Annotated in this window: 27 protein-coding genes; 12 read left to right on the top strand and 15 right to left on the bottom strand. The window is 68.0% G+C overall.

From position 1 onward, the window contains the following. Positions 1–65: 65 nt before the first annotated feature. Positions 66–1,220, top strand: a complete 1,155-nt coding sequence (locus AAY78_RS15195) for a MalY/PatB family protein (RefSeq protein WP_046749144.1) — start codon at positions 66–68, stop codon at positions 1,218–1,220. Beyond that, positions 1,217–2,587: an MFS transporter gene (locus tag AAY78_RS15190; protein WP_046749143.1), complete on the top strand. Its 1,371-nt coding sequence runs from the start codon at positions 1,217–1,219 to the stop codon at positions 2,585–2,587. Before AAY78_RS15195 ends, AAY78_RS15190 begins: the two co-directional genes overlap by 4 nt. Here AAY78_RS15190 and AAY78_RS15185 read toward each other — a convergent pair. Then, positions 2,550–3,134, bottom strand: coding sequence for a TetR family transcriptional regulator (locus AAY78_RS15185; RefSeq protein WP_046749404.1), 585 nt, complete (start codon positions 3,132–3,134; stop codon positions 2,550–2,552). The two genes, AAY78_RS15190 and AAY78_RS15185, sit on opposite strands and share 38 nt — an antisense overlap. Positions 3,135–3,198: 64 nt before the next feature. Here AAY78_RS15185 and AAY78_RS15180 point away from each other — a divergent pair, with 64 nt between their 5' ends. Next, positions 3,199–3,897: an energy-coupling factor ABC transporter ATP-binding protein gene (locus AAY78_RS15180; RefSeq protein WP_046749142.1), complete on the top strand. Its 699-nt coding sequence runs from the start codon at positions 3,199–3,201 to the stop codon at positions 3,895–3,897. Then, positions 3,894–4,487, top strand: a complete 594-nt coding sequence (locus tag AAY78_RS15175; protein ID WP_046749403.1) for an energy-coupling factor transporter transmembrane component T — start codon at positions 3,894–3,896, stop codon at positions 4,485–4,487. The genes AAY78_RS15180 and AAY78_RS15175 overlap by 4 nt, the downstream gene beginning before the upstream one ends. A gap of 1 nt (position 4,488) precedes the next feature. On the opposite strand, the gene AAY78_RS15170 is transcribed toward AAY78_RS15175, so the two are convergent. The 4 genes from AAY78_RS15170 to AAY78_RS15155 all read right to left on the bottom strand — a co-directional run bounded on the left by AAY78_RS15170 (position 4,489) and on the right by AAY78_RS15155 (position 8,547). Beyond that, positions 4,489–5,805 carry an acyltransferase family protein gene (locus AAY78_RS15170; RefSeq protein ID WP_052748804.1) on the bottom strand — a complete coding sequence of 439 codons (1,317 nt, stop codon included), beginning with the start codon at positions 5,803–5,805 and terminating at the stop codon, positions 4,489–4,491. A gap of 113 nt (positions 5,806–5,918) precedes the next feature. Continuing rightward, the gene (locus tag AAY78_RS15165; RefSeq protein WP_046749141.1) at positions 5,919–6,590 is read right to left on the bottom strand and encodes a response regulator; all 672 of its coding nucleotides are present in this window, start codon (positions 6,588–6,590) and stop codon (positions 5,919–5,921) included. Beyond that, positions 6,587–7,924 carry a sensor histidine kinase gene (locus tag AAY78_RS15160; RefSeq protein WP_082108716.1) on the bottom strand — a complete coding sequence of 446 codons (1,338 nt, stop codon included), beginning with the start codon at positions 7,922–7,924 and terminating at the stop codon, positions 6,587–6,589. The genes AAY78_RS15165 and AAY78_RS15160 overlap by 4 nt, the downstream gene beginning before the upstream one ends. Positions 7,925–7,929: 5 nt before the next feature. Beyond that, the gene (locus tag AAY78_RS15155) at positions 7,930–8,547 is read right to left on the bottom strand and encodes a DedA family protein (RefSeq protein WP_046749400.1); all 618 of its coding nucleotides are present in this window, start codon (positions 8,545–8,547) and stop codon (positions 7,930–7,932) included. A gap of 163 nt (positions 8,548–8,710) precedes the next feature. Between AAY78_RS15155 and abc-f the strand changes: the two genes are divergently transcribed. From abc-f to AAY78_RS15140, 3 genes are all read left to right on the top strand, one after another. Beyond that, positions 8,711–10,309: a ribosomal protection-like ABC-F family protein gene (gene abc-f / locus AAY78_RS15150; RefSeq protein WP_017202270.1), complete on the top strand. Its 1,599-nt coding sequence runs from the start codon at positions 8,711–8,713 to the stop codon at positions 10,307–10,309. Between the two features lie 89 nt (positions 10,310–10,398). Beyond that, positions 10,399–11,016 (top strand): pyridoxamine 5'-phosphate oxidase family protein, encoded by a 618-nt coding sequence (locus tag AAY78_RS15145; protein ID WP_046749140.1) that lies wholly within the window; start codon positions 10,399–10,401, stop codon positions 11,014–11,016. Then, the gene (locus AAY78_RS15140; protein WP_046749139.1) at positions 11,013–11,450 is read left to right on the top strand and encodes a cupin domain-containing protein; all 438 of its coding nucleotides are present in this window, start codon (positions 11,013–11,015) and stop codon (positions 11,448–11,450) included. Before AAY78_RS15145 ends, AAY78_RS15140 begins: the two co-directional genes overlap by 4 nt. 16 nt (positions 11,451–11,466) lie before the next feature. Here the strand turns inward: AAY78_RS15140 and AAY78_RS15135 are convergent, their stop codons facing one another. Genes AAY78_RS15135 through AAY78_RS19585 form a run of 4 tightly spaced genes read right to left on the bottom strand, consistent with a single transcriptional unit; the run spans position 11,467 to position 13,445 of the window. Beyond that, the gene (locus tag AAY78_RS15135; RefSeq protein WP_046749138.1) at positions 11,467–12,279 is read right to left on the bottom strand and encodes an SURF1 family cytochrome oxidase biogenesis protein; all 813 of its coding nucleotides are present in this window, start codon (positions 12,277–12,279) and stop codon (positions 11,467–11,469) included. After that, positions 12,276–12,470 carry a hypothetical protein gene (locus AAY78_RS15130; RefSeq protein WP_046749137.1) on the bottom strand — a complete coding sequence of 65 codons (195 nt, stop codon included), beginning with the start codon at positions 12,468–12,470 and terminating at the stop codon, positions 12,276–12,278. Before AAY78_RS15130 ends, AAY78_RS15135 begins: the two co-directional genes overlap by 4 nt. Beyond that, positions 12,467–12,814, bottom strand: a complete 348-nt coding sequence (locus tag AAY78_RS15125; RefSeq protein ID WP_046749136.1) for a DUF3099 domain-containing protein — start codon at positions 12,812–12,814, stop codon at positions 12,467–12,469. Before AAY78_RS15125 ends, AAY78_RS15130 begins: the two co-directional genes overlap by 4 nt. Positions 12,815–12,869: 55 nt before the next feature. Next, positions 12,870–13,445 carry a DUF4190 domain-containing protein gene (locus AAY78_RS19585; protein WP_231589729.1) on the bottom strand — a complete coding sequence of 192 codons (576 nt, stop codon included), beginning with the start codon at positions 13,443–13,445 and terminating at the stop codon, positions 12,870–12,872. 155 nt (positions 13,446–13,600) lie between these two features. Here AAY78_RS19585 and AAY78_RS15115 point away from each other — a divergent pair, with 155 nt between their 5' ends. Further along, the gene (locus AAY78_RS15115; RefSeq protein WP_046749399.1) at positions 13,601–14,311 is read left to right on the top strand and encodes a beta-ketoacyl-ACP reductase; all 711 of its coding nucleotides are present in this window, start codon (positions 13,601–13,603) and stop codon (positions 14,309–14,311) included. Positions 14,312–14,326: 15 nt separating this feature from the next. On the opposite strand, the gene AAY78_RS15110 is transcribed toward AAY78_RS15115, so the two are convergent. The 3 genes from AAY78_RS15110 to AAY78_RS15100 are packed head-to-tail and all read right to left on the bottom strand — an operon-like array spanning position 14,327 to position 16,994. Beyond that, entirely contained in the window at positions 14,327–15,022 is a 696-nt protein-coding gene (locus AAY78_RS15110) for an alpha/beta fold hydrolase (protein ID WP_046749134.1), read from the bottom strand. A 46-nt stretch (positions 15,023–15,068) separates the two neighbouring features. After that, a complete protein-coding gene (gene serB / locus AAY78_RS15105) occupies positions 15,069–15,704 on the bottom strand; it encodes a phosphoserine phosphatase SerB (protein ID WP_046749133.1) in 636 nt (211 codons plus the stop codon). A 48-nt stretch (positions 15,705–15,752) separates the two neighbouring features. Next, positions 15,753–16,994 carry a glucose-1-phosphate adenylyltransferase gene (locus AAY78_RS15100; RefSeq protein WP_046749132.1) on the bottom strand — a complete coding sequence of 414 codons (1,242 nt, stop codon included), beginning with the start codon at positions 16,992–16,994 and terminating at the stop codon, positions 15,753–15,755. Positions 16,995–17,040: 46 nt separating this feature from the next. Here AAY78_RS15100 and glgA point away from each other — a divergent pair, with 46 nt between their 5' ends. The 3 genes from glgA to AAY78_RS15085 all read left to right on the top strand — a co-directional run bounded on the left by glgA (position 17,041) and on the right by AAY78_RS15085 (position 19,378). Beyond that, positions 17,041–18,225 carry a glycogen synthase gene (gene glgA / locus AAY78_RS15095; protein WP_046749131.1) on the top strand — a complete coding sequence of 395 codons (1,185 nt, stop codon included), beginning with the start codon at positions 17,041–17,043 and terminating at the stop codon, positions 18,223–18,225. A gap of 18 nt (positions 18,226–18,243) precedes the next feature. Next, the gene (locus tag AAY78_RS15090) at positions 18,244–19,029 is read left to right on the top strand and encodes an ABC transporter ATP-binding protein (protein ID WP_046749130.1); all 786 of its coding nucleotides are present in this window, start codon (positions 18,244–18,246) and stop codon (positions 19,027–19,029) included. A gap of 91 nt (positions 19,030–19,120) precedes the next feature. Continuing rightward, positions 19,121–19,378, top strand: coding sequence for a type B 50S ribosomal protein L31 (locus AAY78_RS15085; protein ID WP_021200734.1), 258 nt, complete (start codon positions 19,121–19,123; stop codon positions 19,376–19,378). 68 nt (positions 19,379–19,446) lie between these two features. Here AAY78_RS15085 and AAY78_RS15080 read toward each other — a convergent pair whose 3' ends face one another. From AAY78_RS15080 to AAY78_RS15070, 3 genes are read right to left on the bottom strand one after another with little or no spacing between them, the layout of a single operon-like run. Next, positions 19,447–19,731: a hypothetical protein gene (locus AAY78_RS15080; protein WP_231589728.1), complete on the bottom strand. Its 285-nt coding sequence runs from the start codon at positions 19,729–19,731 to the stop codon at positions 19,447–19,449. Positions 19,732–19,786: 55 nt separating this feature from the next. Further along, positions 19,787–21,034 carry an alpha/beta fold hydrolase gene (locus tag AAY78_RS15075; RefSeq protein ID WP_046749129.1) on the bottom strand — a complete coding sequence of 416 codons (1,248 nt, stop codon included), beginning with the start codon at positions 21,032–21,034 and terminating at the stop codon, positions 19,787–19,789. Positions 21,035–21,036: 2 nt separating this feature from the next. Continuing rightward, complete coding sequence (locus AAY78_RS15070; RefSeq protein WP_046749128.1) at positions 21,037–23,040, bottom strand: DUF262 domain-containing protein; 2,004 nt, start codon at positions 23,038–23,040, stop codon at positions 21,037–21,039. A gap of 176 nt (positions 23,041–23,216) precedes the next feature. Here AAY78_RS15070 and AAY78_RS15065 point away from each other — a divergent pair, with 176 nt between their 5' ends. Then, positions 23,217–23,990, top strand: a complete 774-nt coding sequence (locus AAY78_RS15065; protein ID WP_046749127.1) for a hypothetical protein — start codon at positions 23,217–23,219, stop codon at positions 23,988–23,990. The last annotated feature ends 57 nt before the right edge of the window (positions 23,991–24,047 follow it).

Here is a 24,047-nt window from a genome sequence, read left to right as displayed (position 1 = left end):
CGGGCGCGACTACGCGCCCGCTTCGCTGACTCCGCACCGGTGCGGGGCGAGACTCGGGAGAACGAATGCTTCAGGTGAAAGCCCTGCCCTTGGCCGAGCTTCGCGAGCGGACGAGCGAGAAGTGGCGGGAGTATCCGGCCGACGTGCTTCCCCTGTTCGTCGCCGAGACCGACTTCCCTCTCGCGCCTGCCATCACGGCGGCCCTGCAGCGTGCGGTCGAGATCGGCGACACCGGCTATATGGCGTCGAGGACTCCTCTTGCGCAGGCCTTCTCGGACTTCGCATCCCGCCGTTACGGGTGGGAGCCCGACCCCGCGCGAATCCGCAGCACGGCGGATGTGAGCATGGGGATCGTCGAGATCCTGCGCCGTGTCACGCAGCCGGGGGAGCGCGTGGTCGTGACGCCGCCGGTCTATCCGCCCTTCTACGACCTGGTCGCCGAAGCCGGTGCGGAGGTGGAGCGGGTTCCCCTCCGCGACACCGGGACCCGGTGGGAGCTGGATCTGGACGGGATCCGCGCCGCCTTCGAAGACGGAGCGACGGCCATCCTGCTCTGCAACCCCCACAACCCCACCGGTACGGTGCACGGACGCGACAGCCTCACTGCTCTCGCGGAGCTCGCCGACGAGTTCGGTGTCGCCGTGGTGTCGGACGAGATCCACGCGCCGCTCGCCCAGCCGGGTTCGGGGTTCACACCTTTCCTCGCGGTGAGTGACGTCGCACAGCGGGTGGGGTACGCGCTCGTGAGCGCGAGCAAGGCCTTCAACCTCGCCGGGCTCAAATGCGCCCTCATGGTCACGGCCGACGACGAGACGAGCGCCGTGGTGCGCGGACTCCCGGTCGAGGTCGAATGGCGCACCGGGCAGTTCGGTCTGCTCGCTGCCGTCGCTGCGTTCTCGGAGGAGAGCGACGAGTGGCTCGACGGGTTGCTGCGCACTCTGGACGAGAACCGCCTGCTGCTCGAGGATCTGCTCGCCGCGCACCTCCCCGGAGCGCGGTACCGCATTCCCGATGCCGGCTACCTGGCGTGGATCGACCTCACCGCGTTGGAGTGGGGCGACAACCCGGCCAGAAGGATCCTGAAGGACGCGAAGGTCGCCCTGCACTTCGGGCCCGCCTTCGGCGCGGAGGGCGCAGGCCACGTGCGGTTGAACTTCGGCACCAGTCCGGAGATCCTCACCGAGGCCATCGAGCGCATCGCGTCGCTCGTCGGCCGATGACCGCCCCGTCCGAGGCCGCGACGATCTGGGATCGTCACCGCATCTGGGTGACCGTCGGCGCGGTCGCACTGATCTTCCTCGCCGCGATCGAGGCTCTCGCCGTCACGACCGTCATGCCCATCGTGAGCGCGGCCCTGAATGGAGAGGCGCTCTACGCCGTCGCCTTCGCGGGGACGCTGGCCACGAGCGTGATCGGCATGGTCGCGACCGGAGCGTGGTCGGACGCCCGGGGTCCCCGCGGCGCGCTGTACGTCGCCGTGTCGCTCTTCATCGTCGGTCTGCTGATCTCCGGCTTCGCCGTCACGATGCACCAGTTCCTGATCGGGCGACTGGTGCAGGGGCTGGGCACGGGTGGACAGACGGTCGCGCTCTATGTCGTGGTGGCGCGGCTGTACCCGCCTCACCTGCACGGGCGCATCTTCGCCGCCTTCGCCGCGGCTTGGGTCGTTCCGTCGATGGTCGGTCCGTTCCTCGCGGGAGCCGTCGCCGAGTATCTCGACTGGCGCTGGGCCTTCCTCGGCGTGGCCGTGCTCACCGCTTCGGCTTTCCTCATGATCGCGGTGCGGCTCCGTGGGGTCGACCTGGGGCAGGGGGAGCCGCAGGATCGGAGGGCGCTCGTCGTCCGGCTGCTGCTCGCAGTGGTGGTGGCGGTACTCGCGGTCGTCATCGGCTTCTCGGCCGAGATGGAGCCGTCGATCGGGTGGCCCGTCGCGATCGGAGCCGTGCTGGCGATCGGGTTCGCGGTGCTGCCGCTGTTGCCACGAGGCACGCTTCGAGCCGGAGCCGGGTTGCCCAGCGTCGTGCTGATGCGCGGCATCGTCGCCGGTGCGTTCTTCGCCACGGAGGCCTACATCCCGTATCTGCTCATGAGGAAGTTCGACTTCAGTGCGACCTGGGCGGGCATCGCCCTGATGCTGGCGGCACTGGCGTGGGCAGGCGCCTCAGCCCTGCAGGGGCGGTTCGGTGAGCGTCTGGGCAACCGCCGCATCACGGAGATCAGCCTGGGCTCGCTGCTGATCGCGATGCTGTGCGTCCTCTTCGCTGCGGTGTTCGATGTCTCGCCCGCTCTGGTGGTCGTCGGCTGGGCATTCGCCGGCGGCGGGATGGGCCTGCTCTACCCGCGCCTGACCGTGTTGACGCTCGCGTACTCGAACGAGACCAATCAGGGGTTCAACTCGTCCGCGTTGTCGATCTCGGACGCCTCAGGATCGGCTGTCGCGATCGCGCTGGCGGGTCTCGGTGTGGCGACGCTCGGCGGCGGGGCCGGGGCGTTCAGCGCCGTCTTCGCGTTCTGCATCGCCCTCGTGGCGCTGGCTGTGGTGCCCGGTCTCAGGCTCGGGCACGCGGCCGAGTCTCCGGCGACCTGAGCGCTCCCGCGAGGGCAGCGACCCCGAGGTCGAAGACGCGGTCGAGTCCGGCGGTGACATCCGCATCCTCCGCGGCCGGGAGCGCGCCGTGGCTGTCGGCGTGCATGCGCTGCTGCACGAGTGTGGCGTGGCCCAGCACGAAGTGGAGGATGGCGATTCCTCGATCCTCGGCATCCGAGGCTCCCTGTGCACGCAGGGTGTCGACCAGAGCCTTCTGCGCAGTGGAGGAACCGAGCTGGAGTGCGTAGGTGCTGAGGACCAGCTCGGCACCGTCACGATAGGCGAAGAGGGCATCGCGGATGCCGCGCGCTGTGACGATGATGTCCGTTCCACCGTGCGGTATCGACGCGGTGATCCGGTCGGCGAGCTCGGCGAGCAGCTCCTGCTTGTTCGCGAAGTGCCAGTAGAGGGCGCTCGGCTGCAGGTCGAGGCCCGCGGCGATACGTCGCATGGAGAGGTCGGCGAGTCCGACCTCATCGAGCAGGGCGAGTGCGCTCCGTGCCACGCTGTCGCGGTCGTGTCGGGCCGGATTGGGCTCTGGGCTCATGCTCCGATTATAGTGAACGACGTTCAGGTGAACAGTGTTCAGGTGCGACGCGGAGGAAGCAGCGGTGGAGAGTTCCTCATCGATCGGACCCGCTCCGATCACCCTCGACCGGGTGTCGGTCGAGATCGACGGGCGCATGGTGCTGCACGACGTCAGCGTCGGGTTGACCGCACGGACGACGGCGGTGATCGGAGCCAACGGCTCAGGAAAGTCGACCTTCGCGCGCCTCCTCAACGGCCTCGTCGCGCCGCGAGACGGAACCGTCTCGGTGCACGGACTCGACACCGTCCGAGACCGCGCCGCCCTGCGCAAGCTCGTCGGTTTCGTCTTCACCAACCCCGATGCGCAGATCCTGATGCCGACTCCGGCCGAAGACCTCGCGCTCTCGCTCCGAGGGCGTCCGAAGTCCGAGGTGTCCGAACTCGTGAGGGAGACGCTCGAGACGCACGGTCTGGCGGAGCACGCGGACGTTCCGGCGGCCGTCCTGTCCGGCGGGCAGAAGCAGCTGCTCGCCCTGGCTTCCGTGCTGATCGCCGATCCACATGTGATCGTCGCAGACGAGCCGACGACCCTGCTCGATCTGCGCAATTCCCGTCGCATCGCCGATCTGCTGCTCGGGGTCCAGGCTCAGATCGTCATCGTGACACACGACCTCGAACTGGCCTCTCGCTGCGACAGCGCGTTGCTCTTCGACGAGGGACGCATCGTGACCTCCGGCGTGCCCTCGCGTGTGATCGCTGCGTATCGGGAGGCGTGCGCGTGATCGCGCTGTATCACCCGGGGACGGGGATCGTGCATCGGGCGCCGGCCGCGCTCAAGCTGGGGATGCTGGCGATCGGAGCCCTCGTCCTGTCGCTGTTTCCGCACGATCCGGTGAGCATCGCGGTCGTGCTCTTCGTGGTGGTGGGGCTCTACCGCGTGAGTGGACTCCCGTTCCGCGTGCTCGCCGCCGAGGCGTGGCGCCTGCGCTGGATCGTGCTCGTGCTCGCAGCTGCGCTCCTGATCTTCGTGTCGCCCGAGGCGGCATGGATCAGCACAGGACGTGTGGTCGCGGTGCTGCTCCTCGCCGGTCTGCTCACTCTGACCACGAGGATGTCGGCGCTGCTCGATGTCCTGCAGCAGCTGCTGCGACCGTTGCGTCGGCTCGGAGTCGATCCCGAGGCGGTGGCCCTGACGATCTCCCTGACCCTCACGACCGTCCCGGTGATCGCGGGGTTCGCCGTGCGCGTGCGGGAGGCGGAGCAGGCTCGTGGTGCACGGCTGGGTGTCCGCACGGTGGTGCCGTTGCTCGTGCTCGCTCTGAAGCATGCGGATGATGTCGGAGATGCACTGGCGGCCAGGGGTCTCGGCTGACTCACACGAGGGCCGGCGCGACGGGGACCGGCGATGGTCGCGGCCCTGCCGACCGCGGAGCCGGGAGCGAAGCCAGCCGCAGAGAACCAGCGATCAGCGCGAGTGCGATCAGGGCGGTTGCGACGGACGTACCGAGGACCAGCAGCAGGACGATCCCGACCAGGGCGCTGAGAGCGCTGGCGACGATGCGACCGGGCGAAGACGCGGCGGCGGGTGCGGCCTGCGATTCGAACCGCGTGAACGCGATGGCGACGACGGCCGTGAGAGCGAGCGCGGTCGCGAGCCACAGCGGGCGTCCCGACCACCACGCCGCGCTGTCCAGGGCCGGAAGCGCGGCGCCGGTCAAGAGTGCGAACGCGGCCGTCGAGCCCGCCATGAGCAGCAGCACGGGCATGTGCCAGAGGTAGATCGTCATGGTCCGCACCGTCACGAAGGCGGTGAACGCGGCCACGTGCGGCTGTCGGCTGAATCGCTCGAGACGCTCGCGGTGCAGGGAGAGCAGGCTCGTGTGCGCGACCCCCACGAGGAGGAGGGCAGCCGTCGGCGGATTGATGTTCGCGATGAGGTCGGCGGAGTAGACGCCGACGGCGAAGGTCATGATGAGCGCGAGGACGGCCGCGAGGCCCGCAACGATGCGGATCCGTCGGCTGAGGCGCTCGATGCGTCCATCGGCGAGGAAGAAGCCGAGCTGTTGGAGGGCCATCCACACGAAGGCGAGGTTCAGGAAGCCCAGGCCCTCGACGCCGGAGACTCCGCGGAGGACGTCGATCGCGATCGCAGCAGCGGCAAGGGCGCCGATCGTCCACAGCGGCGCACGCCGGTGAGCGGCGGCGAAGAGGGGGAGAAGCGCCTGGCAGAGGAGGAAGACCCCGAGGAACCAGAGCGGCTGGCCATAACGGAACCCGGCCGTCGCGACGAGGTCGGCGGGAACGCCGAAGATCGTGAGCAGAGCGAGCGCGAGCCCGACGACCGCGATCGTCACGATCGCGGGGCGCAACAGTCGGTGAACGCGGCCGGCGACGAATCCGACCGCCGTTCCGCCGCGCTGCCGCATGCGCTCATGCGCGAGGAATCCGGAGAATCCACCGATCACGAAGAACAGCGGCATCACCTGCAGGAGCCAGCTCAGCGGAGCGATCCACGCGGTGCCGTCGCTGGCGTTCTCGAAGATCGGACCGGAATCGCCGACCGTGACGCCCACCATGATCGCGTGCAGCAACACGACCCCGAGCACGCAGAGAGCCCGCAGGAAGTCGATGCCCGTATCGCGGGATGTGCGCGGCCCGGCGGCGACGGGCGGTGTCTGGACGATGGCCATGAGTCCTCCTCGGAAGCGATGTTCCAGGAGACTATGGACGTGGTGCGGGCGGAGACATCACCCTCGGGTCCCGTCGTACCCCCTACGACGGGATGAGTCGCGGCGATGCGTCGTCAGGACGAAGGCTCGACGAGCCCGGTGTCGTACGCCAGGATCACGGCGTGCACGCGGTCACGGAGGTTCAGCTTGGCGAGCACCTTGCCCACATGTGTCTTGACGGTCTGCTCGGCGATGAACAGCTCGGCGGCGATCTCGGTGTTGGAGCGGCCTCGACCGATGAGCACGAGGACTTCCCGTTCGCGGTCGGTGAGGTCGGCGAGCGCCGTCGCTGCGCGTGGAGTCCGGGGTCGGCGTCCGGCGAACTGCTCGATCATGCGTCGTGTCACGCTGGGAGCGAGGAGAGCATCACCGCCGGCGACGACGCGCACGGCGTGCACGAGCTCCTCCGGCAGCGCATCCTTCAGGAGGAAACCGCTGGCACCGGCCTCGAGCGCGTCGTACACGTAGTCATCGATGTCGAACGTCGTGAGCATGATGATCCGGGGGACATGCGCCGCGGGGTACGAAGGCCCGAGGATGCGACGAGTGGCTTCGATGCCGTCCAGTTCCGGCATCCGCACGTCCATGAGGATCACGTCGGGGTCGAGGCGCGCCGCGAGCGTGACCGCCTCCGCACCGTCGGCCGCTTGGCCGGCCACCCTGATGCCATCGTGGGCGTCGAGGAGCGCCCCGAAGCCGGCACGGACCATGGCCTGGTCATCGGCGATGAGCACGTTGATCGTCACGAGCGTTCCTTGTTGTGAGGGGCGGTGTTGTGAGGGGCGGTGTCGCGAAGGGCGGTGTCGCGAGGGGTGGCACCGAGAGGAGCGGCAGATGAAGGGAGGTCGGCCGGTGAGGGATCATTCGGACTGACCGGGAGGACGGCCTCGACCTCCCACCCCCCGTCGGTCGAGGGGCCGGCGGAGAGGCTCCCACCGAGGAGTTCCGCGCGTTCCCGCATGCCGCGCAGACCGTATCCGCCCACGTGACCGTCCGGAAGGCGGGGCGGGGCGGTGTTGTGCACCACGATCCGGATCGATCGGGACTCGGCGCGCACGCGCGCGGCTATCTGTGCCCCAGGGGCGTGACGGACGGCGTTGCTCAGAGCCTCTTGGACGATGCGGAAGGCGGCGATCTGGACGGCGGGCGTCGCCGCCGTAGCAGCGTCCCCACCCTCCAGGACGAGTCCGACCTCGACGCCGGCGCGGCGGATGCTGTCGACCAGGGAGGGGATGTCGTCGATGCCCTGCTGCGGAGCGAGCTCGGCACTCTGATCCTCGGTGCGCAGCACGCCGAGCATGCGCCGCATCTCGGCGAGCGAACTCCGTGCGGTCGCTGCGATGTCCTCGAACTCCGCGACGGCCACGTCATCCAGGTCGGGGATGCGGTACTTCGCGGTCGAGGCCTGCACCTGGATCACCGACATGCTGTGTGCCACGACGTCGTGCAGCTCGCGAGCGATCCTCGTGCGCTCTTCCACGAGTGCGCGTCTGGCCTCCTCGAGCGCGCTGTGCTCCCTCTCCCGTGAAAGCTCGGCCGCCACCCTGACGCGTCCGGCGATCAGCGAAGCGATCAGGAACATGGCCGAGGCGAGGGAGGTCGTCACTATGAGGTCGGCCGTGGCGCTGGCGGACGATTCCGGCACGGCCACCATGTCGGGGCGGAGCATCGGCGAGACGAGCGAGGCGATGGCCCCGAGGATGAGAGCGAACGCGCCGAGCCGTGCACCGTGGAGGAATGTGACGACTCCGACGAACAGGATGAATGCCAGCAGCGCAGGGACCGACCAGGGCCATGGGGACGCGATCGCGAGCTCGGGAACGACGGTGAGTGGGAGAGCGAGCGCCCCGGCCGTGAAGAGGCCGACGGCCCAGCGAGGATGAGAGATCGCCAGCAGCGGGGAGATGCACAGAGCCGCTCCGAGGATGAACGACAACGGGACGGGCGTGCCGTACAGGACGCTCTGCAGCGAGACGAGCACCGTGAACAGCGCCACCACTGCCGCGCACAGCGCCACGAAGGCGGCGGTGCGACGGCTGATGCGTGTTCGGCGAGGTGAACGCTCGCGGCGGCGTGCCATGGCTCTCATCCTGCCAGTTGCGGCGCCGCGGCACGGCGGCGGCGAGCGGCGGCGATCCGATCGATCACCAGACCGATGAGCAGCGCGATGACGATGCCGAGCCCCGCGCTGAGCAGAGGCTGGTCCTTGATCCAGGCGCCCGCGAGCAGACCGATGACGAGGCTGAACACGCTCCAACTGACTCCAGCGATCAGGCTCAACGGGAGGAACCGTCGCCACGGGAAATCGAGAGCCCCGGCCGACATGTTGACCGCCACCCTTCCGACGGGGATGTATCTGGCACCGAGGATCAGCGTGGCGCTGCGGCGATCGATTGCGTGTTGGGCATGCGCGAACGCTGCGGCGACGCGCGGTCGGCGCATCCACGCGAAGCGGGTGGTGCCCAGCCCTCGTCCGATCAGGAACGCGACGTTGTCACCGATCGCCGCCCCGATGGCAGCCACTGCCCCGAGAAGAAGGAGATTTCCCTCTCCCGTCGAGGCGGCCACGGCGGCTGCGGCCACGAGCACGGTCTCGCTGGGCACCGGGGGGAAGAAGCCGTCGACGATGGTGACGGCGAACAGCACCAGGTACAGCCAGGGTGAGGCGATCGCCTGCATGATCAGGTCGTTGAGGATGTCCACTCCGGCACGGTATTCGGGGAGTGGGAGGGGCGGCATCCCACCGGAGTATCGGCGTGCTCACTCTCCAGGTTGATCTTGCTGACCGCGACTCTCGGCGACGCGGCTTATACTGGGAGGCTGGCCGATCGGCCGAACCCCCTCCCCGAAAGAACGGACGTCCGCTGTGCTTGCCGTGCACGACCTCGAGATCCGCGTTGGCGCGCGCCTGCTGATGGAGAACGTCTCGTTCCGCGTCGCCGACGGAGACAAGATCGGACTCGTCGGCCGCAACGGGGCCGGGAAGACCACGCTCACCAAGGTGCTCGCCGGCGATGTGCTGCCGTCCGGCGGAAGCGTGACCCGCTCCGGCGAACTGGGCTACCTTCCGCAGGACCCGCGTTCGGGCAACCCCGAAGACCTCGCGCGCACGCGCATCCTCGACGCCCGTGGGCTCGGTCAGCTCAACCTCGGGATGACGGAGGCGGCCCTCGCGATGGGGTCGGACGACCCCGCAGTGGCCGACAAGGCCATGAAGCGCTACGCCCGCCTCACCGAGCAATTCGAGGCCCAGGGCGGCTATGCGGCGGAGGCGGAGGCGGCGTCGATCGCCAACAACCTCTCGCTCCCCGACCGCATCCTCGACCAGCCGCTGTCGACCCTCTCCGGTGGACAGCGTCGCCGCATCGAGCTCGCGCGCATCCTCTTCTCCGACGCGCAGACGATGATCCTCGACGAGCCGACCAACCACCTCGATGCCGACAGCGTGGTGTGGCTGCGCGAGTTCCTCAAGGGCTACAAGGGCGGGCTGATCGTGATCAGCCACGATGTCGAGCTCGTCGGTGAGACGGTCAACCGCGTGTTCTACCTCGACGCGAACCGTCAGGTCATCGACACGTACAACATGAACTGGAAGAACTACCTGCGTCAGCGGGTGGCCGATGAGGAGCGCCGCAAGAAGGAGCGCGCGAACGCCGAGAAGAAGGCCACGACCCTGCAGCTGCAGGCGGCCCGCTTCGGTGCGAAGGCCTCGAAGGCCGCTGCGGCGCATCAGATGATCGCGCGTGCGGAGAAGCTGCTGGCGGGGCTCGACGAGGTGCGTCAGGAAGACCGGGTCGCGAAGCTGCGCTTCCCGAAGCCGGCACCCTGCGGCAAGACCCCGATGATGGCGTCCGGCCTCTCGAAGTCGTACGGGTCGCTCGAGATCTTCACCGATGTCGACCTGGCGATCGATCGCGGCTCCAAGGTCGTCGTCCTCGGGCTCAACGGTGCGGGCAAGACCACGTTGCTGAGGATGCTCGCCGGCGTCGATCAGCCCGACACCGGGCAGCTCGAGCCGGGACACGGCCTCAAAGTCGGCTACTACGCCCAGGAGCACGAGAACCTCGACGTGAACCGCTCGGTGCTCGAGAACATGGTCTCGGCAGCTCCGCACATCACCGAGACCGAGGCGCGCAAGGTGCTCGGGTCGTTCCTGTTCACAGGCGATGACGTGCTCAAGCCTGCAGGAGTCCTGTCGGGTGGGGAGAAGACACGTCTGTCGCTCGCGACGCTCGTCGTGTCGTCGGCGAACCTGCTGCTGCTCGATGAGCCGACCAACAACCTCGATCCGGCCTCTCGTGAAGAGATCCTCGGTGCGCTCGCACACTACGAAGGCGCGGTCGTGCTCGTGTCCCACGATCCGGGGGCGGTGCAGTCGCTCAACCCCGAGCGTGTGCTGATCCTGCCCGACGGCGTCGAGGACATCTGGAGCCAGGAGTACCAGGACCTCATCGAGCTCGCCTGACGTCGGAGTCGCCTCCCGACCGAAGCGGGTGCTGCCCAAGCGCGCGCTCCGATTCTCAGGCGGCTGAGGTACGTGGCATAGTCGAGAACATGCCGACGGACTCCCGATCGCCCGACACCGGGAGCTGGCTGCGTGCACAAGCGGCGCTCACCGGCGTCGCGCCAGCACTCGATGTCACAGAACTTCCCGTCGACCCGGTTCCGCTCTTCCTGGACTGGATCCGACATGCGGCTTCCGTCGGAGTCGCCGAACCCCATGCGGCGACCCTGGCGACGGTCGACGGAGACGGCATACCGGATGCTCGGACGCTGATCCTCAAGAACGTCGATGAGCGAGGGTGGGCCTTCGCCGGTGCGCGTTCGTCTCGCAAAGGGTCGCAGCTCGCGAGCACCCCTGCCGGAGCGCTGAACTTCTGGTGGCAGCCGCTGGTGCGAGCCGTCCGTGTACGTGGACGGGTTCAGGAGGCCGGCGAGGCCGAGAGCGCAGCCGATCTCGCGGCGCGGTCTGCGGCGGCCAGGGCGGGCATCGCGCCGGGGGACTGGGCCCTGTGGAGGCTCGTGCCGACCCGCGTCGAGTTCTGGCAAGGGGCGGCCGACCGTGATCACACGCGGATCGTGTATCGGCGAACGGATGCGGCGTGGGATCTCACGGTGACAGGGGCCGCGGCCATGACAGGGACAACGGCCGGACAGGAAGAGCACGCATGAGCGGCTATCAGGTGGTGGAGATCGGAGCGCTCGAGGAATGGCGAGCGCATCACGGCGGCTTCGACGCCGCGCGTTCGCGGGACGGGCGTCGTGTCGTGGATCACGAACTGACGATGCAGTACATCGGGATGACCGCGAATGCCCTGCAGCCGGGGGAGGAAGCCGGCTACTGGCACGTACACCGGAAGATCGAAGAGGTGTACGTGTTCCTTCACGGGCGAGGGCAGATGGGTCTCGACGACGATGTGGTGGAAGTCGGGCCGGGGACCGTGGTCCGTGTGGGGCAAGGGGTCGCCCGCACGTGGCGGGCTCGTCCGGACAGTCCCGGTGAACTGCGGTGGCTCTGTCTTCGCGCGGGTGGGGAGGCGCTTCCACACCTTCCCGACGACAGCTCGCGGCTGCCGGAGCGTCCCATGCCGTGGTCCGTGGAGTGACTGCGGCGGACCGCGCTCAACGCACGTCGAGCAGCTCGTCCTCCACGTCGGCGTCATGGTCCTTGCGGCGGCTGACCTTGACCGGAGACGGCACGCCTTCGACCTCTTCGCGGTGTTTCACGATCTCCGTCCGGATGATGTAGCCGATGAAGATGAAGCCCATCAGCGCGAACAGGATCCACTGGATCGCGTAAGACAGGTGCGGGCCGGGGTCGTCGGTGGGGGAGTCGAATCCCCCGAGGGTGCCTTCGCCCGCGGGGCTTTCGCTGATGACGCGGCCGTAGGCGCCGGTGATCACATCGCCGTCGACGAGCTTCGCGATGGCCGGAAGATTGATGGTCGGCACCTGACCTTCGGGGGCGCCACGGCCTGAAGCAGGAAGCTGCTCGCCCGGGCGCAGACGCACGGTGACTTCGGCTTCGCCCTCGGGCGGTGCCGGCACGGAATCCGGAGCGTCGCCGTCGCCCGGAGGTACCCAGCCCCGATCGACGATGAAAACGCGGCCGTCGGCGTCGCGGAACGGCACCAGCACCTCGAAGGCGCTGGTTCCTCCGTGCGGGCGGTTTCTCACCAGCAGCTGTTCGTCGGCCAGATACTCGCCCTGCAGGGTCACCGGGCGCCACTCATCGGAGGGGTCGAGCGCGCCGTCCTCCCCGACGAGGTCTGCCAGGGGGACAGGCTCGGCGTCGTAGTTCTGCTCGACGAGCTCGATCTGGGCGGCTCTCGTCTCGTTCCGCTCGAACTGCCAGTTCGACAGGAAGACGCATGCGATCGCGAATCCGATGGCGATCAGCACGTAGACGCCCCACCGGAGCAGTCGCTGACTCATGCGGGAGCCCCGTCACGAACGGTCACCGGGAAGTCCCGCGCCGCGAGGTAGTCGCGGAGGTAGTCCACGTGCTCGTCGCAGGCGAGCCAGATCTTCTCCCGGTCGGCGGCGTGGATGCGGGGGTTGCGCCATACGACCTGTCTGGTCGCCGCGCTCCGGCAGCCGGCGCGCGAGCATTCGAGCTCTGTCATCGGTCCTTCGGGCCTTCGTGGATCGTGAACACCTGCGGGCCGGTCGTCTCATCCGCGATCGGAGCGGGCCCGGGAGCCTCCAGCTCCTGTCGCGGCGACTCGGCTGTCATCTCGGTGCTGTCGCTGCCCGCATTGGCGAACACCACGGCGATGTACGGGAGCACGGCCGCGCTGATCCCGAAGACCCAGGTGTACCATCCGTACGGCTGCACCAGCACCATCAGGGCGAAGCAGGCTATGCGGATGGACATCGTGAGCACGTAACGACGCACACGGTGGTCACCCTCATCCTGCGGAGACTGCGGCAGGGAGGTGACGGCCGGGATTTGACGCGCGTTCTTCACGATGCCTCAAGCCTACGCCGGTGCGGGCCTCCCGGCGTGCCGCTTCTGCCGCGGATCAGCGCGAGAAGATGAACGGCAGGCTGAAGGCTCCGACGAACAGGAAGCTGATGATGATGCTGATGAGCGTGAAGGCGCCGATGGCGATCATCGCATAGCCGAGGATCAGGCCCGCGATGGCCATTCCTCGTCCTCCGACGCTCGGATCGTTCTTGGTCTGCTTGAGCGCCATGTGCCCGGTGATGACCGCGGCGATGGAGGCGAGGATCGGGAGGATCGCCCAGATGAGGATGGCACCGGCGATGCCGCACACCAGGGAGGTGACGGCGAGTCCGCTCGTGGGACGCGGTGGAGCAACCGGGTAGGTCGGTGCCCCATAGGCTCCGTAAGGGGTCGCGGTCCAGTGATTCGGCTGCACCGGCCATGCCTGCGGGGCCGGGGCAGCATACGCAGCAGCGGAACCGGGGTACGCCTGGCCGGGCTGAGGGGGCTGGACGGTCTGCGGGAGTTGGGGCGGGTACGGCGCGGTCGGATACGCAGGCAGAGCGGGGGCGGCCTGCGGGGCGCTCGGCGGGGCCGGTGGTACCGGCGCGAACGGCGCGTCGCCTGCCGGGGGAGGAGGATTGTCGCTCACGATGTTGCCCTTTCGTCTCGATCAGGGTTCCAGCAGCGCCCGCCTGTGTCAACGCCGCGATGAGGGTGCGCGCGGCGTCGTCGCTCGGAGCATCGTCGGTAGGATCGATGACGGTCCGAGACCTCGGACCGCAGGTCCAGAGCAGGAGTGTCCTCATGAGCGCTGAGCGCGTCGTCCTCGTCACCGGCGGAAACCGCGGTATCGGCCGTGCCATCGCGGAGCGCTTCGTGCGGGACGGATACCGTGTCGCGGTCACCGCGCGCAGCGGCGAAGGACCAGAGGGAACCCTCACCGTGCGGGCGGATGTCACGGATGCCACCGCGCTCGACGCCGCGTTCACGGAGGTGGAGCAGCAGCTCGGCCCGGTGGAGATCGTCGTCGCGAACGCCGGGATCACCAAGGACACCCTCCTCATGCGCATGAGCGAAGACGACTTCGACAGCGTGGTGGCGACGAACCTCGGCGGCACGTTCCGCGTGGTGAAGCGCGCCTCGAAGGGCATGCTGCGCGCACGATTCGGTCGTATCATCCTGATCTCGAGCGTCGTCGGTCTGTACGGTTCCGCCGGCCAGGCGAACTACTCGGCGTCGAAGAGCGCGCTCGTCGGCTTCGCCCGCTCGATCACGCGTGAACTCGGTGCGCGCGGTATCACCGCCAACGTCGTCGCTCCGGGGTTCATCGAGACCGACATGACCGCGGAGCTCCCCGAGGAGACGCAGAAGCAGTACAAGGCGAGCATCCCCGCCGCGCGGTTCGCGACCCCCGACGAGGTGGCGGGCGTGGTGACATGGCTCGCCGGTGACGATGCCGGTTACATCTCGGGCGCGGTCATCCCGGTCGACGGTGGACTCGGGATGGGCCACTGATCCGGACCGGGGTGTTCACCTCGCGACCGAGGCGGTGAGCAGTTCTCCGAGCCGTTCCGGCATGGAGAACTGCGGCCAGTGCCCGGAGCCGATGCGAACGACCTCGGCATCGTCGATCGCACGGAACTCGTCGGCATACTCGGCCCACTGGGCGATCATCTTCTCGAACGCGGACTGATCCACGCCACCCATGAGCAGGGTCGCCGGCACGCGATACCGCGCCGGGTCACGCAGGGTGATGCCGTCGGTCGGCACCCTCGCGGGCACGCTCCGGGTGAGCGGTGTCGTGCGCACACGGGTCGCCTCGTCGAGATCGTGCACGTCCTCCTCGGGGAAGAAGTCCCACCCTGGGAAGGGGACCACGCCGTCGACGAGCTCGAACTCGCTGATGCCGCTTCCCGTCGGCGGGGGTGCCGTGTCGACGAAGATGACGCGGCCGACGCGCTCGGGGCGCGCATCGACGACACCCCATGCGACGTTTCCTCCGCCGCTGTGACCGACGACGACGACGTCACCGGGAAGCGCATCGACCGCCGCGACCGCGGCATCGATCCAGTCCGAGATGCCGACCTCGGACGACGCCGACGCCGGTTCGCCGAGGCCGGGCATGGTGAGGGGATGAGCGCGGTGCCCCGCCGCTTCCAGAGAGGGGATGACGTCTTCCCAACTGGACGCATCGAGCCAGAGCCCGGGGATGAGGATGATGTCCATGCGTCGACGCTAGCGGCGGCGTCGGACAACCTCCAGAGGGATCCGTCTACGGAAGCAGAGCGATGACTTCGGAGAGGTCCTGCGGGCCGATCACGAGCGCGGCGGTCTGCCGTACGGTGGGCTTCGCATTGAAGGCGATGCCGAGCCCCGCCACCGCCATCATGGGCAGGTCGTTGGCGCCGTCCCCGATGGCGATCGTGGCGCGCGGACCTACGCCGAGTTCTGCAGCCCACTCCTGAAGGGACGCCGCCTTCGCGGCTCCGTCGACGATGTCGCCCTCGACAAGGCCGGAGAGGACGCCGTCCACGACATCCAGGCGGTTCGCTCGCCAGCGATCGACGCCGAGTTCCGGCGCCACTGCGTCGAGGATTTCGTGGAAGCCGCCGGAGACGACCCCGACGACACCGCCGCGATCGTGGACTGCTGCCGTGAGCTCGCGGACTCCGGGGGTGGGCTCTATCCGCGCGCGGACGCGCTCGAACGCCGATACGGGCACTCCCTGCAGTGCCGCGACCCGGGAGCGCAGGCTCGTCGCGAAGTCCACTTCGCCGCGCATCGCCGCCTCGGTCGCCGCCTGAACCTCGGCGCGACGGCCTGCTTCGTCGGCGAGGAGTTCGATCACCTCGTTGCGGATGAGGGTGGAATCAGCATCGAGGACGACGAGGAATCGCGCAGCGGTCACCCGTCGAGCCTAGCGACCGCCCGGACCGCCTGAGCGCCGCATGACGCGTCAGCGTTCGATGAAGACGCCCTTGCCCACGACGGTGATGCCGGACTCGGTGACGGTGAAGCCACGGGCCAGGTCGCGCTCACGGTCGACCCCGACCGTCGCGCCATCGGCCAGGACGACGTTCTTGTCGAGGATGGCGCGGTGGATGCGCGCACCCTGCCCGACCTGCACGTGATCGAACACGACCGAGTCCGTGATGGTCGATCCGCCCCCCGCCAGAGTCCATGGACCGACCACGCTGCGTTCCAGGTGCGTGCCCGACAGCACCGATCCGAGGGAGACGATCGAGTCGATCGCGTTGCCGATGCGACCGACGGAGTCCCTGACGAACTTCGCCGGCGGAGAGTTCACCGCCTGCGAGTGGATCGGCCATTCCATGTTGTACAGGTTGAAGATCGGTAGCGTCGAGATGAGGTCCCTGTGCGCATCGAAGAAGGAGTCGATGGTTCCCACGTCTCGCCAGTACGAGCGGTCGCGCGGCGAGGACCCCGGAACCTCGTTCTGCTTCATGTCGTAGTAGCCCGCTTCGCCGCGCTCGACGAAGTACGGGACGATGTCGCCGCCCATGTCGTGACCTGACACGGGCGACTCCCCGTCGGCTTCGACGGCGGCGATCAGTGCATCAGCGTCGAAGATGTAGTTGCCCATCGAGGCGAGCACCTCGTTCGGCGAATCCTCGAGCCCTGCGATGTCGGTCGGCTTCTCCAGGAACTGCTTGATCCGGCCCGACTCCGCGTCGGCATCGATCACGCCGAACTGCGACGCGAGCGCGAGCGGCTGGCGGATCCCCGCGACCGTGGCCTTGGCGCCCGACTCGATGTGCGCCTCGAGCATCTGCCGGAAGTCCATCCGGTAGACGTGATCCGCACCGATCACGACGACGATGTCGGGCTTCTCGTCGTTGATGAGGTTCATGCTCTGCAGGATCGCGTCGGCGGAGCCGGAGAACCATCGCTTGCCGAGGCGCTGCTGAGCGGGCACCGAGGCGACGTACGAGTCGAGGAGAGCCGACATGCGCCAGGTCTGGGAGATGTGCCGGTCGAGGCTGTGCGACTTGTACTGCGTCAGCACGACGATCTGTCGGAGGCCCGAGTTGATGAGGTTGGAGATGGCGAAGTCGATGAGCCGGTACTGTCCGCCGAACGGCACTGCGGGTTTCGCTCTATCGCCCGTGAGGGGCATGAGGCGCTTGCCCTCGCCGCCGGCGAGGATGATCCCGAAGACCTTCTTTGGAGCGGACATGGCTCCACCATAGATGCCATCCTCCTCGCTGTACTAGCGTTCAGACATGCGAGTTGAAATGATCACGAAGGAGTACCCGCCGGAGGTCTACGGTGGTGCCGGCGTGCACGTCGCCGAGCTCGTGACAGCGCTCCGACGGCACCTCGACGTCCAGGTCCGCGCGTTCGGGTCACCGCGCGATGAGGCGGGTACCTTCGCCTATCGCACGCCGACGGAACTCGCCGGAGCCAACGCCGCGTTGCAGACGCTCGGCACGGATCTGGAGATCGTGTCGGCCATCGCCGACGCCGACATCGTGCACAGTCACACCTGGTACGCGAACTTCGCCGGTCACCTCGCCTCACAGCTGCACGGCATCCCTCACGTCCTGACGGCGCACAGCCTCGAGCCCCTTCGGCCGTGGAAGGCCGAGCAGCTGGGCGGTGGCTATGCGGTGTCGAGCGGGATCGAGCGACTGGCGTACGAGAACGCGTCCGCCGTGATCGCGGTGAGCGCCGGGATGCGCGCCGACATCCTGCGCAGCTACCCGCAGGTGGACCCGGCGAGGGTGCGGGTGATCCACAACGGGATCGACGTCGACCGGTGGCGTCCGGTGCACGACGAAGCCTTCCTGCGATCGATCGGGATGGACGCCGCTCGTCCGTCCGTCGTCTTCGTCGGCCGCATCACGAGGCAGAAGGGGCTGCCGTATCTGCTGCAGGCGGCGCGGCTCCTCCCTCCCGAGGTGCAGCTCGTCCTCTGCGCGGGTGCTCCGGACACTCCGGAGATCATGGCCGAGGTCCAGGAGGGTGTGCGCCTGCTCCAGCAGGAGCGGGACGGCGTCATCTGGGTGGAGCGCATGCTTCCCCGCGACGAGCTCTCGGCGATCCTCACGGCCGCGACGACGTTCGTCTGCCCTTCCATCTACGAGCCGCTGGGGATCGTGAACCTCGAGGCGATGGCCTGTGGTGCGGCGGTCGTCGGGACGGCGACCGGCGGTATCCCCGAGGTCGTTGCCGACGGCGTGACCGGTCGCCTCGTGCCGATCGAGCAGGCGCAGGACGGAACGGGCACGCCGGTCGACCCGGAGCGCTATGTGGCCGACCTCGCAGCCGTGCTCACCGAGGTCGCGATGGACCCGGACCGCGCACGTACGTACGGCGAGGCCGGGCGCGAGAGGGCGCGCAACGAGTTCAGCTGGGCGGCGATCGCCGAGACGACGCGCGCGCTCTACGCGGAGCTGACCGCCTGAGCCGATAGGCTGGGGGGCATGCCGAGCGCTCTGGAATTCACCGACGTCGTCGTGCGCCGTGAGGGGCGCAACATCATCGATCACGTGGACTGGCGGGTCGACGACGACCAGCGATGGGTGATCCTGGGCCCGAACGGTGCGGGCAAGACGACCCTGCTCCAGCTGGCCGACACGCTCATGCATCCGACGGCCGGAACGGTGACCGTGCTGGGGGAGACCCTCGGCAGGACCGACGTGTTCGAGGTGCGACCGCGCATCGGCTTCGCGTCGTCGGCGATGGCCAAGCGCGTGCCGCGAGACGAGACCGTGCTCAACACCGTGCTCACCGCCGCATACTCCGTGCTCGGTCGCTGGAACGAGAACTACGAGGACATCGACGAGCGTCGCGCGCTCCGCGTCCTCGGTGACTGGCGTCTCGACCACCTCGCCGACCGGACGTTCGGTACGCTCAGCGACGGCGAGCAGAAGCGGGTCCAGATCGCGCGTGCCGTGATGACCGACCCCGAGCTCCTGCTGCTCGACGAGCCGACGGCTTCCCTCGACCTCGGCTCCCGTGAGGAGCTCCTCGCGCTCCTCAGCGGATACGCGTCGTCTCCGACCACGCCAGCCATGCTTATGGTGACGCACCACGTCGAGGAGATCCCGGTAGGGTTCACCCACGTGATGCTGATCCGTGACGGCTCCGTCGTCGCGGCGGGCCCGATCGCCGACACGCTCACAGCGGAGACGCTCACCGACACGTTCGGGATGCCGATCGTGCTCAGCAGCGACGACGGACGCTACGCCGCGCGCGCGGCGTCCTGATCAGGGTCTGATAGAATCGATCCTTGGTGCTCTCTGCACCGCAGACTTCCCTCGTCCCTGGCACAATCCAGGGCAGCAACTAAGGAATCCCATGAAGACTGACATTCACCCCGAGTACAAGGCTGTCGTGTTCCGCGACCTGGGTTCGGGCGAGACGTTCCTCACCCGTTCGACCGTCTCGAGCGACAAGACCATCGAGCTCGACGGCGTGGAGTACCCCGTCATCGACGTCGAGATCTCCTCGGCTTCGCACCCGTTCTACACGGGAAAGCAGCGCATCATGGACTCGGCCGGCCGCGTCGAGAAGTTCAACCAGCGCTTCAAGGGCTTCGGCGGCTCGTCCAAGTAACGACTGCCGCACGGAAGGCCCCATGCTCCTCGGAGCGTGGGGCCTTCTTCGTACTCAGATGCTCGTGCTCAGAAGTCGATGACGATAAGGCCGTCGTCGATAGAGCTCGGAGGTTCGCCCGGAGAGGGCGCGGGGGCTGTGCGCTGTGTCTGGCGATCGCGCTCCTGTGCCGCCTCGTGCGCGGTGGGAGACCAAACGCTGTCGAACACGCCGACGAGGCCGCCGTTCGCGACACGCTCGTACTTCTTCTCCACCGGCTTGCGCGAGAACGTGTGCATCATTCCGAAGATCAGCAGGGCAGGACCCACGGCGAGGATGAAGACCACCGTCGTCCACGCCATCGCATCCTTCACGAGGACAGGATAGGCAGGTCGGCGAGAAAGGACATCCTCCTCTCGGCGGATGCCGTCAGCGGATGCGTCGGCCGTGGGCGAGGTCGATCAGGCGGGAGAGCACGGGCCCGGAACGCAGGCCGTTGTGCTCATGCTCGCTCGTCTGCCAGAGCTGTACCCCGGGCAGGAGCTTCGCCGTCTCGATGGAGAACTCGTACGGCACGTAGACATCGTTGACGTAGACCGCGGCCGCGCCGGTGGCGCCCGACGCGACGATCGCTGAGGCGTCGTAGATCTGCGGCCACTCGAATTCTGCGAGCTCGAGGGCGACATCACGCCACGGCTGGAAGGCCGGCACCGACTCGGTCCACTCGCGGCGGATGTGCTCGCCGGTGAACAGCGTCGGGTCGTCGCGGAAGTCCGTAGGCTCGGTGCGCTCGGCCGACCACCGAGTGGCGTGACCGTCGGCGTAGCTCGACTCGTGGAAGGTGAAGTACAGCGGGTTGCGGCCGTCATAGGGCATCGCGTGCATCAGGTCGTATCGGAAGGCGTTGGAGGCGGGATCGCGCTCCAGGAGCGACCAGACGGTCTGCCATCCGTCGTCGGTGCCGAGTGCGGATCCCATCGACCGCAGGCGCGAGCGTGAGACGACCTCTCCGTCGGGGAGGACGATGTCGCCCGCGTCCGCGAGATCGACGAGCCTTCGCATCGCGTCGCGGTGCTCGGGGAAACGGCGGTAGTAGCGTTCGGAGGCATCCCGCATCTTGTCGTAGCAGAGAGCGTAGACATCGTCGGGGTGACGCCCCACCGCGCTGAGCCCGCCGGTGATGAAGACGTCGTCGAGGGATCCGGCATCGGTGGAGAGATACGCGAGGGTCGTGAAGCCACCGAAGGACTGTCCGAGCACGCTCCAGGTGGTGGCTCCCAGGTGCTCGCGCAGAGCCTCGCAGTCGCGCACGATCGCGTCGGCTCGCAGATGGGTCAGATGCTCGGCGACCGCTGCCGAACCGCGTTCGAGGTCGAGATCGCCGACCGGGGTCGAACGTCCGGTGCCTCTCTGGTCGAGAAGCACCAGACGGTAGTGGGCGAGCGCTTCGTCGAGCCAGGCAGGCGACGTCGAGGAGTGGAAGGGGCGCGGCGCTTCGTGGCCGGGTCCGCCCTGCAGGAACACCAGGTAGGGAAGGGCCTCACCGCCCTCGCGAGCGACCACGCGCGCAAAGACGTCGATGGTTCGATGGTCCGTGGGGTCGCCCCACACCAGCGGGACCGTGAGAGTGTGCTCTTCGACGGTGAGGTCCTGCAGCTTGCGCACGATGGTGCTCATGTTCACATCACATTCCCGATGTAGGAGTACTTGACGAAGACCTCCGAGGCGATGCCCGACTCCTCGAGCACACCCTGCACAGCGGTCATCATGTAGTTGGAATCCCAGCCCATGTAGAGGAAGTGCCCCTCGCCGAGCTCATCCCACTGACCCTTCCAGGCCATGTCCTGATAGATGGGCCCTCCGTGTGCGGCACAGTAGGCGAGGGCTGCGTCTCTCGTGTCGGTCCAGGCGCGGCGGAAGACCCGGTTGAAGAGGTACTTCACGTCCGGCACCTCCCAGCGCTCGCCTCGATACTCGACGTAGTCGAATTCCCGCTCCCATCCGGTCGGCCACCCGCGGCGGCGCACGGCATCCAGGATCGGGGTCAGTCCGTCGTCGTCGATCTCGGGGAGGGCGGGTCGCGCCCAGATGCGGATCAGGTCGGAGGTGAGCGCGACGGTGCGGCGTGTGATCGCTGCGGTGTTCCACGAGTCGACGTCGGCCAGCTCTCGCGTCGCCGGCACCGCGCTGCGTGCGTACGCGTCCGAGCGCTTGACAGGGAACGAGGCGCCGAACACGCGCTCAGCGAGGTGCTCCTCGAGCAGGGTGAGGTTGCCGAGGGTCGGGGCGAGCGCGCGATGGCTGTTCTGCTCGTCCTCGGAGTACTCGCTCCACTGGCGCGTACCGTCGCCGGACCACGCGTCGCCCGGCACGGTCGGGACGATGTGCTCGATGTCGTAGGCGTCGAGGTCTTCCACGCCTTCCAACCGTCCGAGCACGTAGGCAGGGTGGGGGAGTTCGCTGTACTTCAGCACCGCGCTCACCCGCTCGTCCGACGGGGTGATGCGAGCGAACGCCCGCGCGAGCGCATCCCTACCGTCACGGCGGGCCCGGCACAGTCTCGCGACGAGTCGTTCGGCCGGCAGGTTCACCAGCGCACGGCGCAGGTACAGGGCTTGCAGCCACTCCAGGGTCTCGATGAACTCGTCGCGGTCGATGACCCCGCGGACGTGGTCGCTGTACGCGCTCATCACGAGAGGGTACGAGGAACGACCGAAGGTGTTGACGTGACGCAGCTGCTGCGCGATCTCGGGGTCCTGCTCCTGCGACGGGTCGAGCAGGATGCCGTAGATCTCCGCGTAGTGTCGCCACTGCGCCGCGTGGGCCTGCAGGTGGGCGACGTCGACGCGGGGGAACGAGTGCCGGAAGGCGCTGTAGACCCCGTGCTCCCCGTTCGCGGCGACCTCGCGGCCGGTGATGAACACGAGGTAGTGCCGCCAGAAGGCGCCGATCGCCTCACCGGTGTGCCGTTCGATCGGCAGCCAGAAACGTGTCTCGACGTCGATCTGCTCGGCGTGACTGAGTCCCATGAGGATGTAGTTGTGGATGAGCTCGTGGTCACGCAGCGGTTCGCCTGTCGAGTTCAGGCTCTCGAAGATCTGCTGGGCGTTGGCGCGAGCGCCGAGGGTGATCGACACATGCTCGAGCTTCTGCAGCCCTCGCCAGATGGTGGGTACCTCGTCGACATGGATCTGACTGCGGAAGAAGGCGTAGTTGTCGTCGAAGCGGGACTCGCGATCGGCATCGCCGCGTCGATCCAACACGACCGATTCGTACAGGTCAGCCCAGGCGTCGTGCGGGCGCAGCTTCGTGCGACCGGGGGAGTCGGAGCGGACGAGCACGCGTTCGAGATCGGCCGCCAGTGAGGGGTCGGTGTCGCGGATGGAGTGATGCAGCGCAGCGACGAGCAGCATCAGCGTGGTGATGCGCTGCTGGCCGTCGATGAGGATGAGGTCGGCATCGGAGGAGACGTTGTCCTGCGCGGAGAGGATCGAACCGATGAAGTGACGGTGGGCGTCGTCTTCGCCTGCCACAGCGCGGATGTCGGAGAGCAGCCGCTCGCAGCCGCCGATGTCCCATCGGTACTGCCGCTGATACACGGGGACCACGATGGTGGTGCCGCCCGCCGCGAGCCACTCGATCGTGTTGACTGCTGTCGCCTCGACGTTGGTCGCGGTGCTCATCCTGGTGTCTCGTCCTCCCGTTGCGACGGGTGCCGAGGCCTGGCCGGGCGCCCCGATCAGTCTATTCGGTTATGCACGGTCGACCTCCGAGGGGCTCGCGGGGGACGCTGTTAGGCTTGCCTTATCAGGGCCTGTTAAAACGTGCTGGCCCCCGATGAAAGGAACATGACTCGATCATGGGATACATCAAGTCCGCTGCGCTCGAGGAAAAGGGATTCGTCGTCCTCGACAGCTACAACCAGGAGCTCGACCCCAAGGAGTGGCTCGACATCAAGTACAACGACTGGAAGTCGTCGGGCGACACCCGCTTCGCACCTCTCGCCAGCGCCTTCGGCGACATCGAGTGCAACGGGTTCTGGAACCACAAGCCGCCGCGCACCGACAAGGACGGCGTCTGGATCGACTCCCAGACCGAGAAGGCCCCGAACCTGACGCGTCGCGCTCAGGAGCCGGGTGCGAACGTTGGTCGGTGCCGCGTCATCGAGCTGCAGCCGACGCCCTACGGTGACTGCCTCTACAACCTCCACCAGGACGACAACAACCGCCTCAACCCCGATGGCACCGGCTGGGTCGTCCGTGGCTTCTTCAACCTCACGGACGACAAGGACAGCTACTTCGTCCTGCGTGAGAACCGCACCGACCCGAGCATCGAGTACCGTATCGCCCTCCCGGCCGGCGCTCAGCTCATCGTGGACACGCAGCGCCTGTGGCACGCGGCCACCCACAACGGCACCGAGCCCCGCTACTGCCTCATCACGTCGTGGACCTCGGGCCCCGAGCTCGACGCCTACATCGAGAAGTACCACGGCACCGACGACGTGCCCAACTACGAGGTCGACCAGGAGACGCTCGAGTTCGGGTATGCCGAGCAGGCCCGCAAGGATGCTGCTCGCGCGGCCTACTACGCCGCGAAGGGCCAGCAGGTCAAGCAGGCCATGAGCGAGGCGTGAGCATCTCCACGGTGGGTCGCTGAGCCCGTCGAAGCGCCCGAGGGCCCCGGTCTACGG

The organism is Microbacterium sp. Ag1 (assembly GCF_001005635.1).
Taxonomy (GTDB): Bacteria; Actinomycetota; Actinomycetes; order Actinomycetales; family Microbacteriaceae; genus Microbacterium; species Microbacterium oxydans.
The sequence above is the reverse complement of the archived record's forward strand: the minus strand, read 5'-3'. Positions and strand labels throughout refer to the sequence as shown.

Excerpts from the sequence above, each read along its gene's own strand:
- AAY78_RS15170 (WP_052748804.1), bottom strand. The coding sequence starts at position 5,805 with ATGGCCATCGTCCAGACACCGCCCGTCGCCGCCGGGCCGCGCACATCC.
- AAY78_RS15190 (WP_046749143.1), top strand. The coding sequence starts at position 1,217 with ATGACCGCCCCGTCCGAGGCCGCGACGATCTGGGATCGTCACCGCATC.
- AAY78_RS15110 (WP_046749134.1), bottom strand. The coding sequence starts at position 15,022 with ATGGACATCATCCTCATCCCCGGGCTCTGGCTCGATGCGTCCAGTTGG.
- AAY78_RS15070 (WP_046749128.1), bottom strand. The coding sequence starts at position 23,040 with ATGAGCACCGCGACCAACGTCGAGGCGACAGCAGTCAACACGATCGAG.
- AAY78_RS15075 (WP_046749129.1), bottom strand. The coding sequence starts at position 21,034 with ATGAGCACCATCGTGCGCAAGCTGCAGGACCTCACCGTCGAAGAGCAC.
- AAY78_RS15160 (WP_082108716.1), bottom strand. The coding sequence starts at position 7,924 with ATGGCACGCCGCCGCGAGCGTTCACCTCGCCGAACACGCATCAGCCGT.
- AAY78_RS15090 (WP_046749130.1), top strand. The coding sequence starts at position 18,244 with ATGCCGAGCGCTCTGGAATTCACCGACGTCGTCGTGCGCCGTGAGGGG.
- AAY78_RS15085 (WP_021200734.1), top strand. The coding sequence starts at position 19,121 with ATGAAGACTGACATTCACCCCGAGTACAAGGCTGTCGTGTTCCGCGAC.
- AAY78_RS15195 (WP_046749144.1), top strand. The coding sequence starts at position 66 with ATGCTTCAGGTGAAAGCCCTGCCCTTGGCCGAGCTTCGCGAGCGGACG.
- AAY78_RS15140 (WP_046749139.1), top strand. The coding sequence starts at position 11,013 with ATGAGCGGCTATCAGGTGGTGGAGATCGGAGCGCTCGAGGAATGGCGA.
- AAY78_RS15145 (WP_046749140.1), top strand. The coding sequence starts at position 10,399 with ATGCCGACGGACTCCCGATCGCCCGACACCGGGAGCTGGCTGCGTGCA.
- AAY78_RS15065 (WP_046749127.1), top strand. The coding sequence starts at position 23,217 with ATGGGATACATCAAGTCCGCTGCGCTCGAGGAAAAGGGATTCGTCGTC.
- AAY78_RS15135 (WP_046749138.1), bottom strand. The coding sequence starts at position 12,279 with ATGAGTCAGCGACTGCTCCGGTGGGGCGTCTACGTGCTGATCGCCATC.
- glgA (WP_046749131.1), top strand. The coding sequence starts at position 17,041 with ATGCGAGTTGAAATGATCACGAAGGAGTACCCGCCGGAGGTCTACGGT.
- AAY78_RS15130 (WP_046749137.1), bottom strand. The coding sequence starts at position 12,470 with ATGACAGAGCTCGAATGCTCGCGCGCCGGCTGCCGGAGCGCGGCGACC.
- AAY78_RS15185 (WP_046749404.1), bottom strand. The coding sequence starts at position 3,134 with ATGAGCCCAGAGCCCAATCCGGCCCGACACGACCGCGACAGCGTGGCA.
- AAY78_RS15115 (WP_046749399.1), top strand. The coding sequence starts at position 13,601 with ATGAGCGCTGAGCGCGTCGTCCTCGTCACCGGCGGAAACCGCGGTATC.
- AAY78_RS15100 (WP_046749132.1), bottom strand. The coding sequence starts at position 16,994 with ATGTCCGCTCCAAAGAAGGTCTTCGGGATCATCCTCGCCGGCGGCGAG.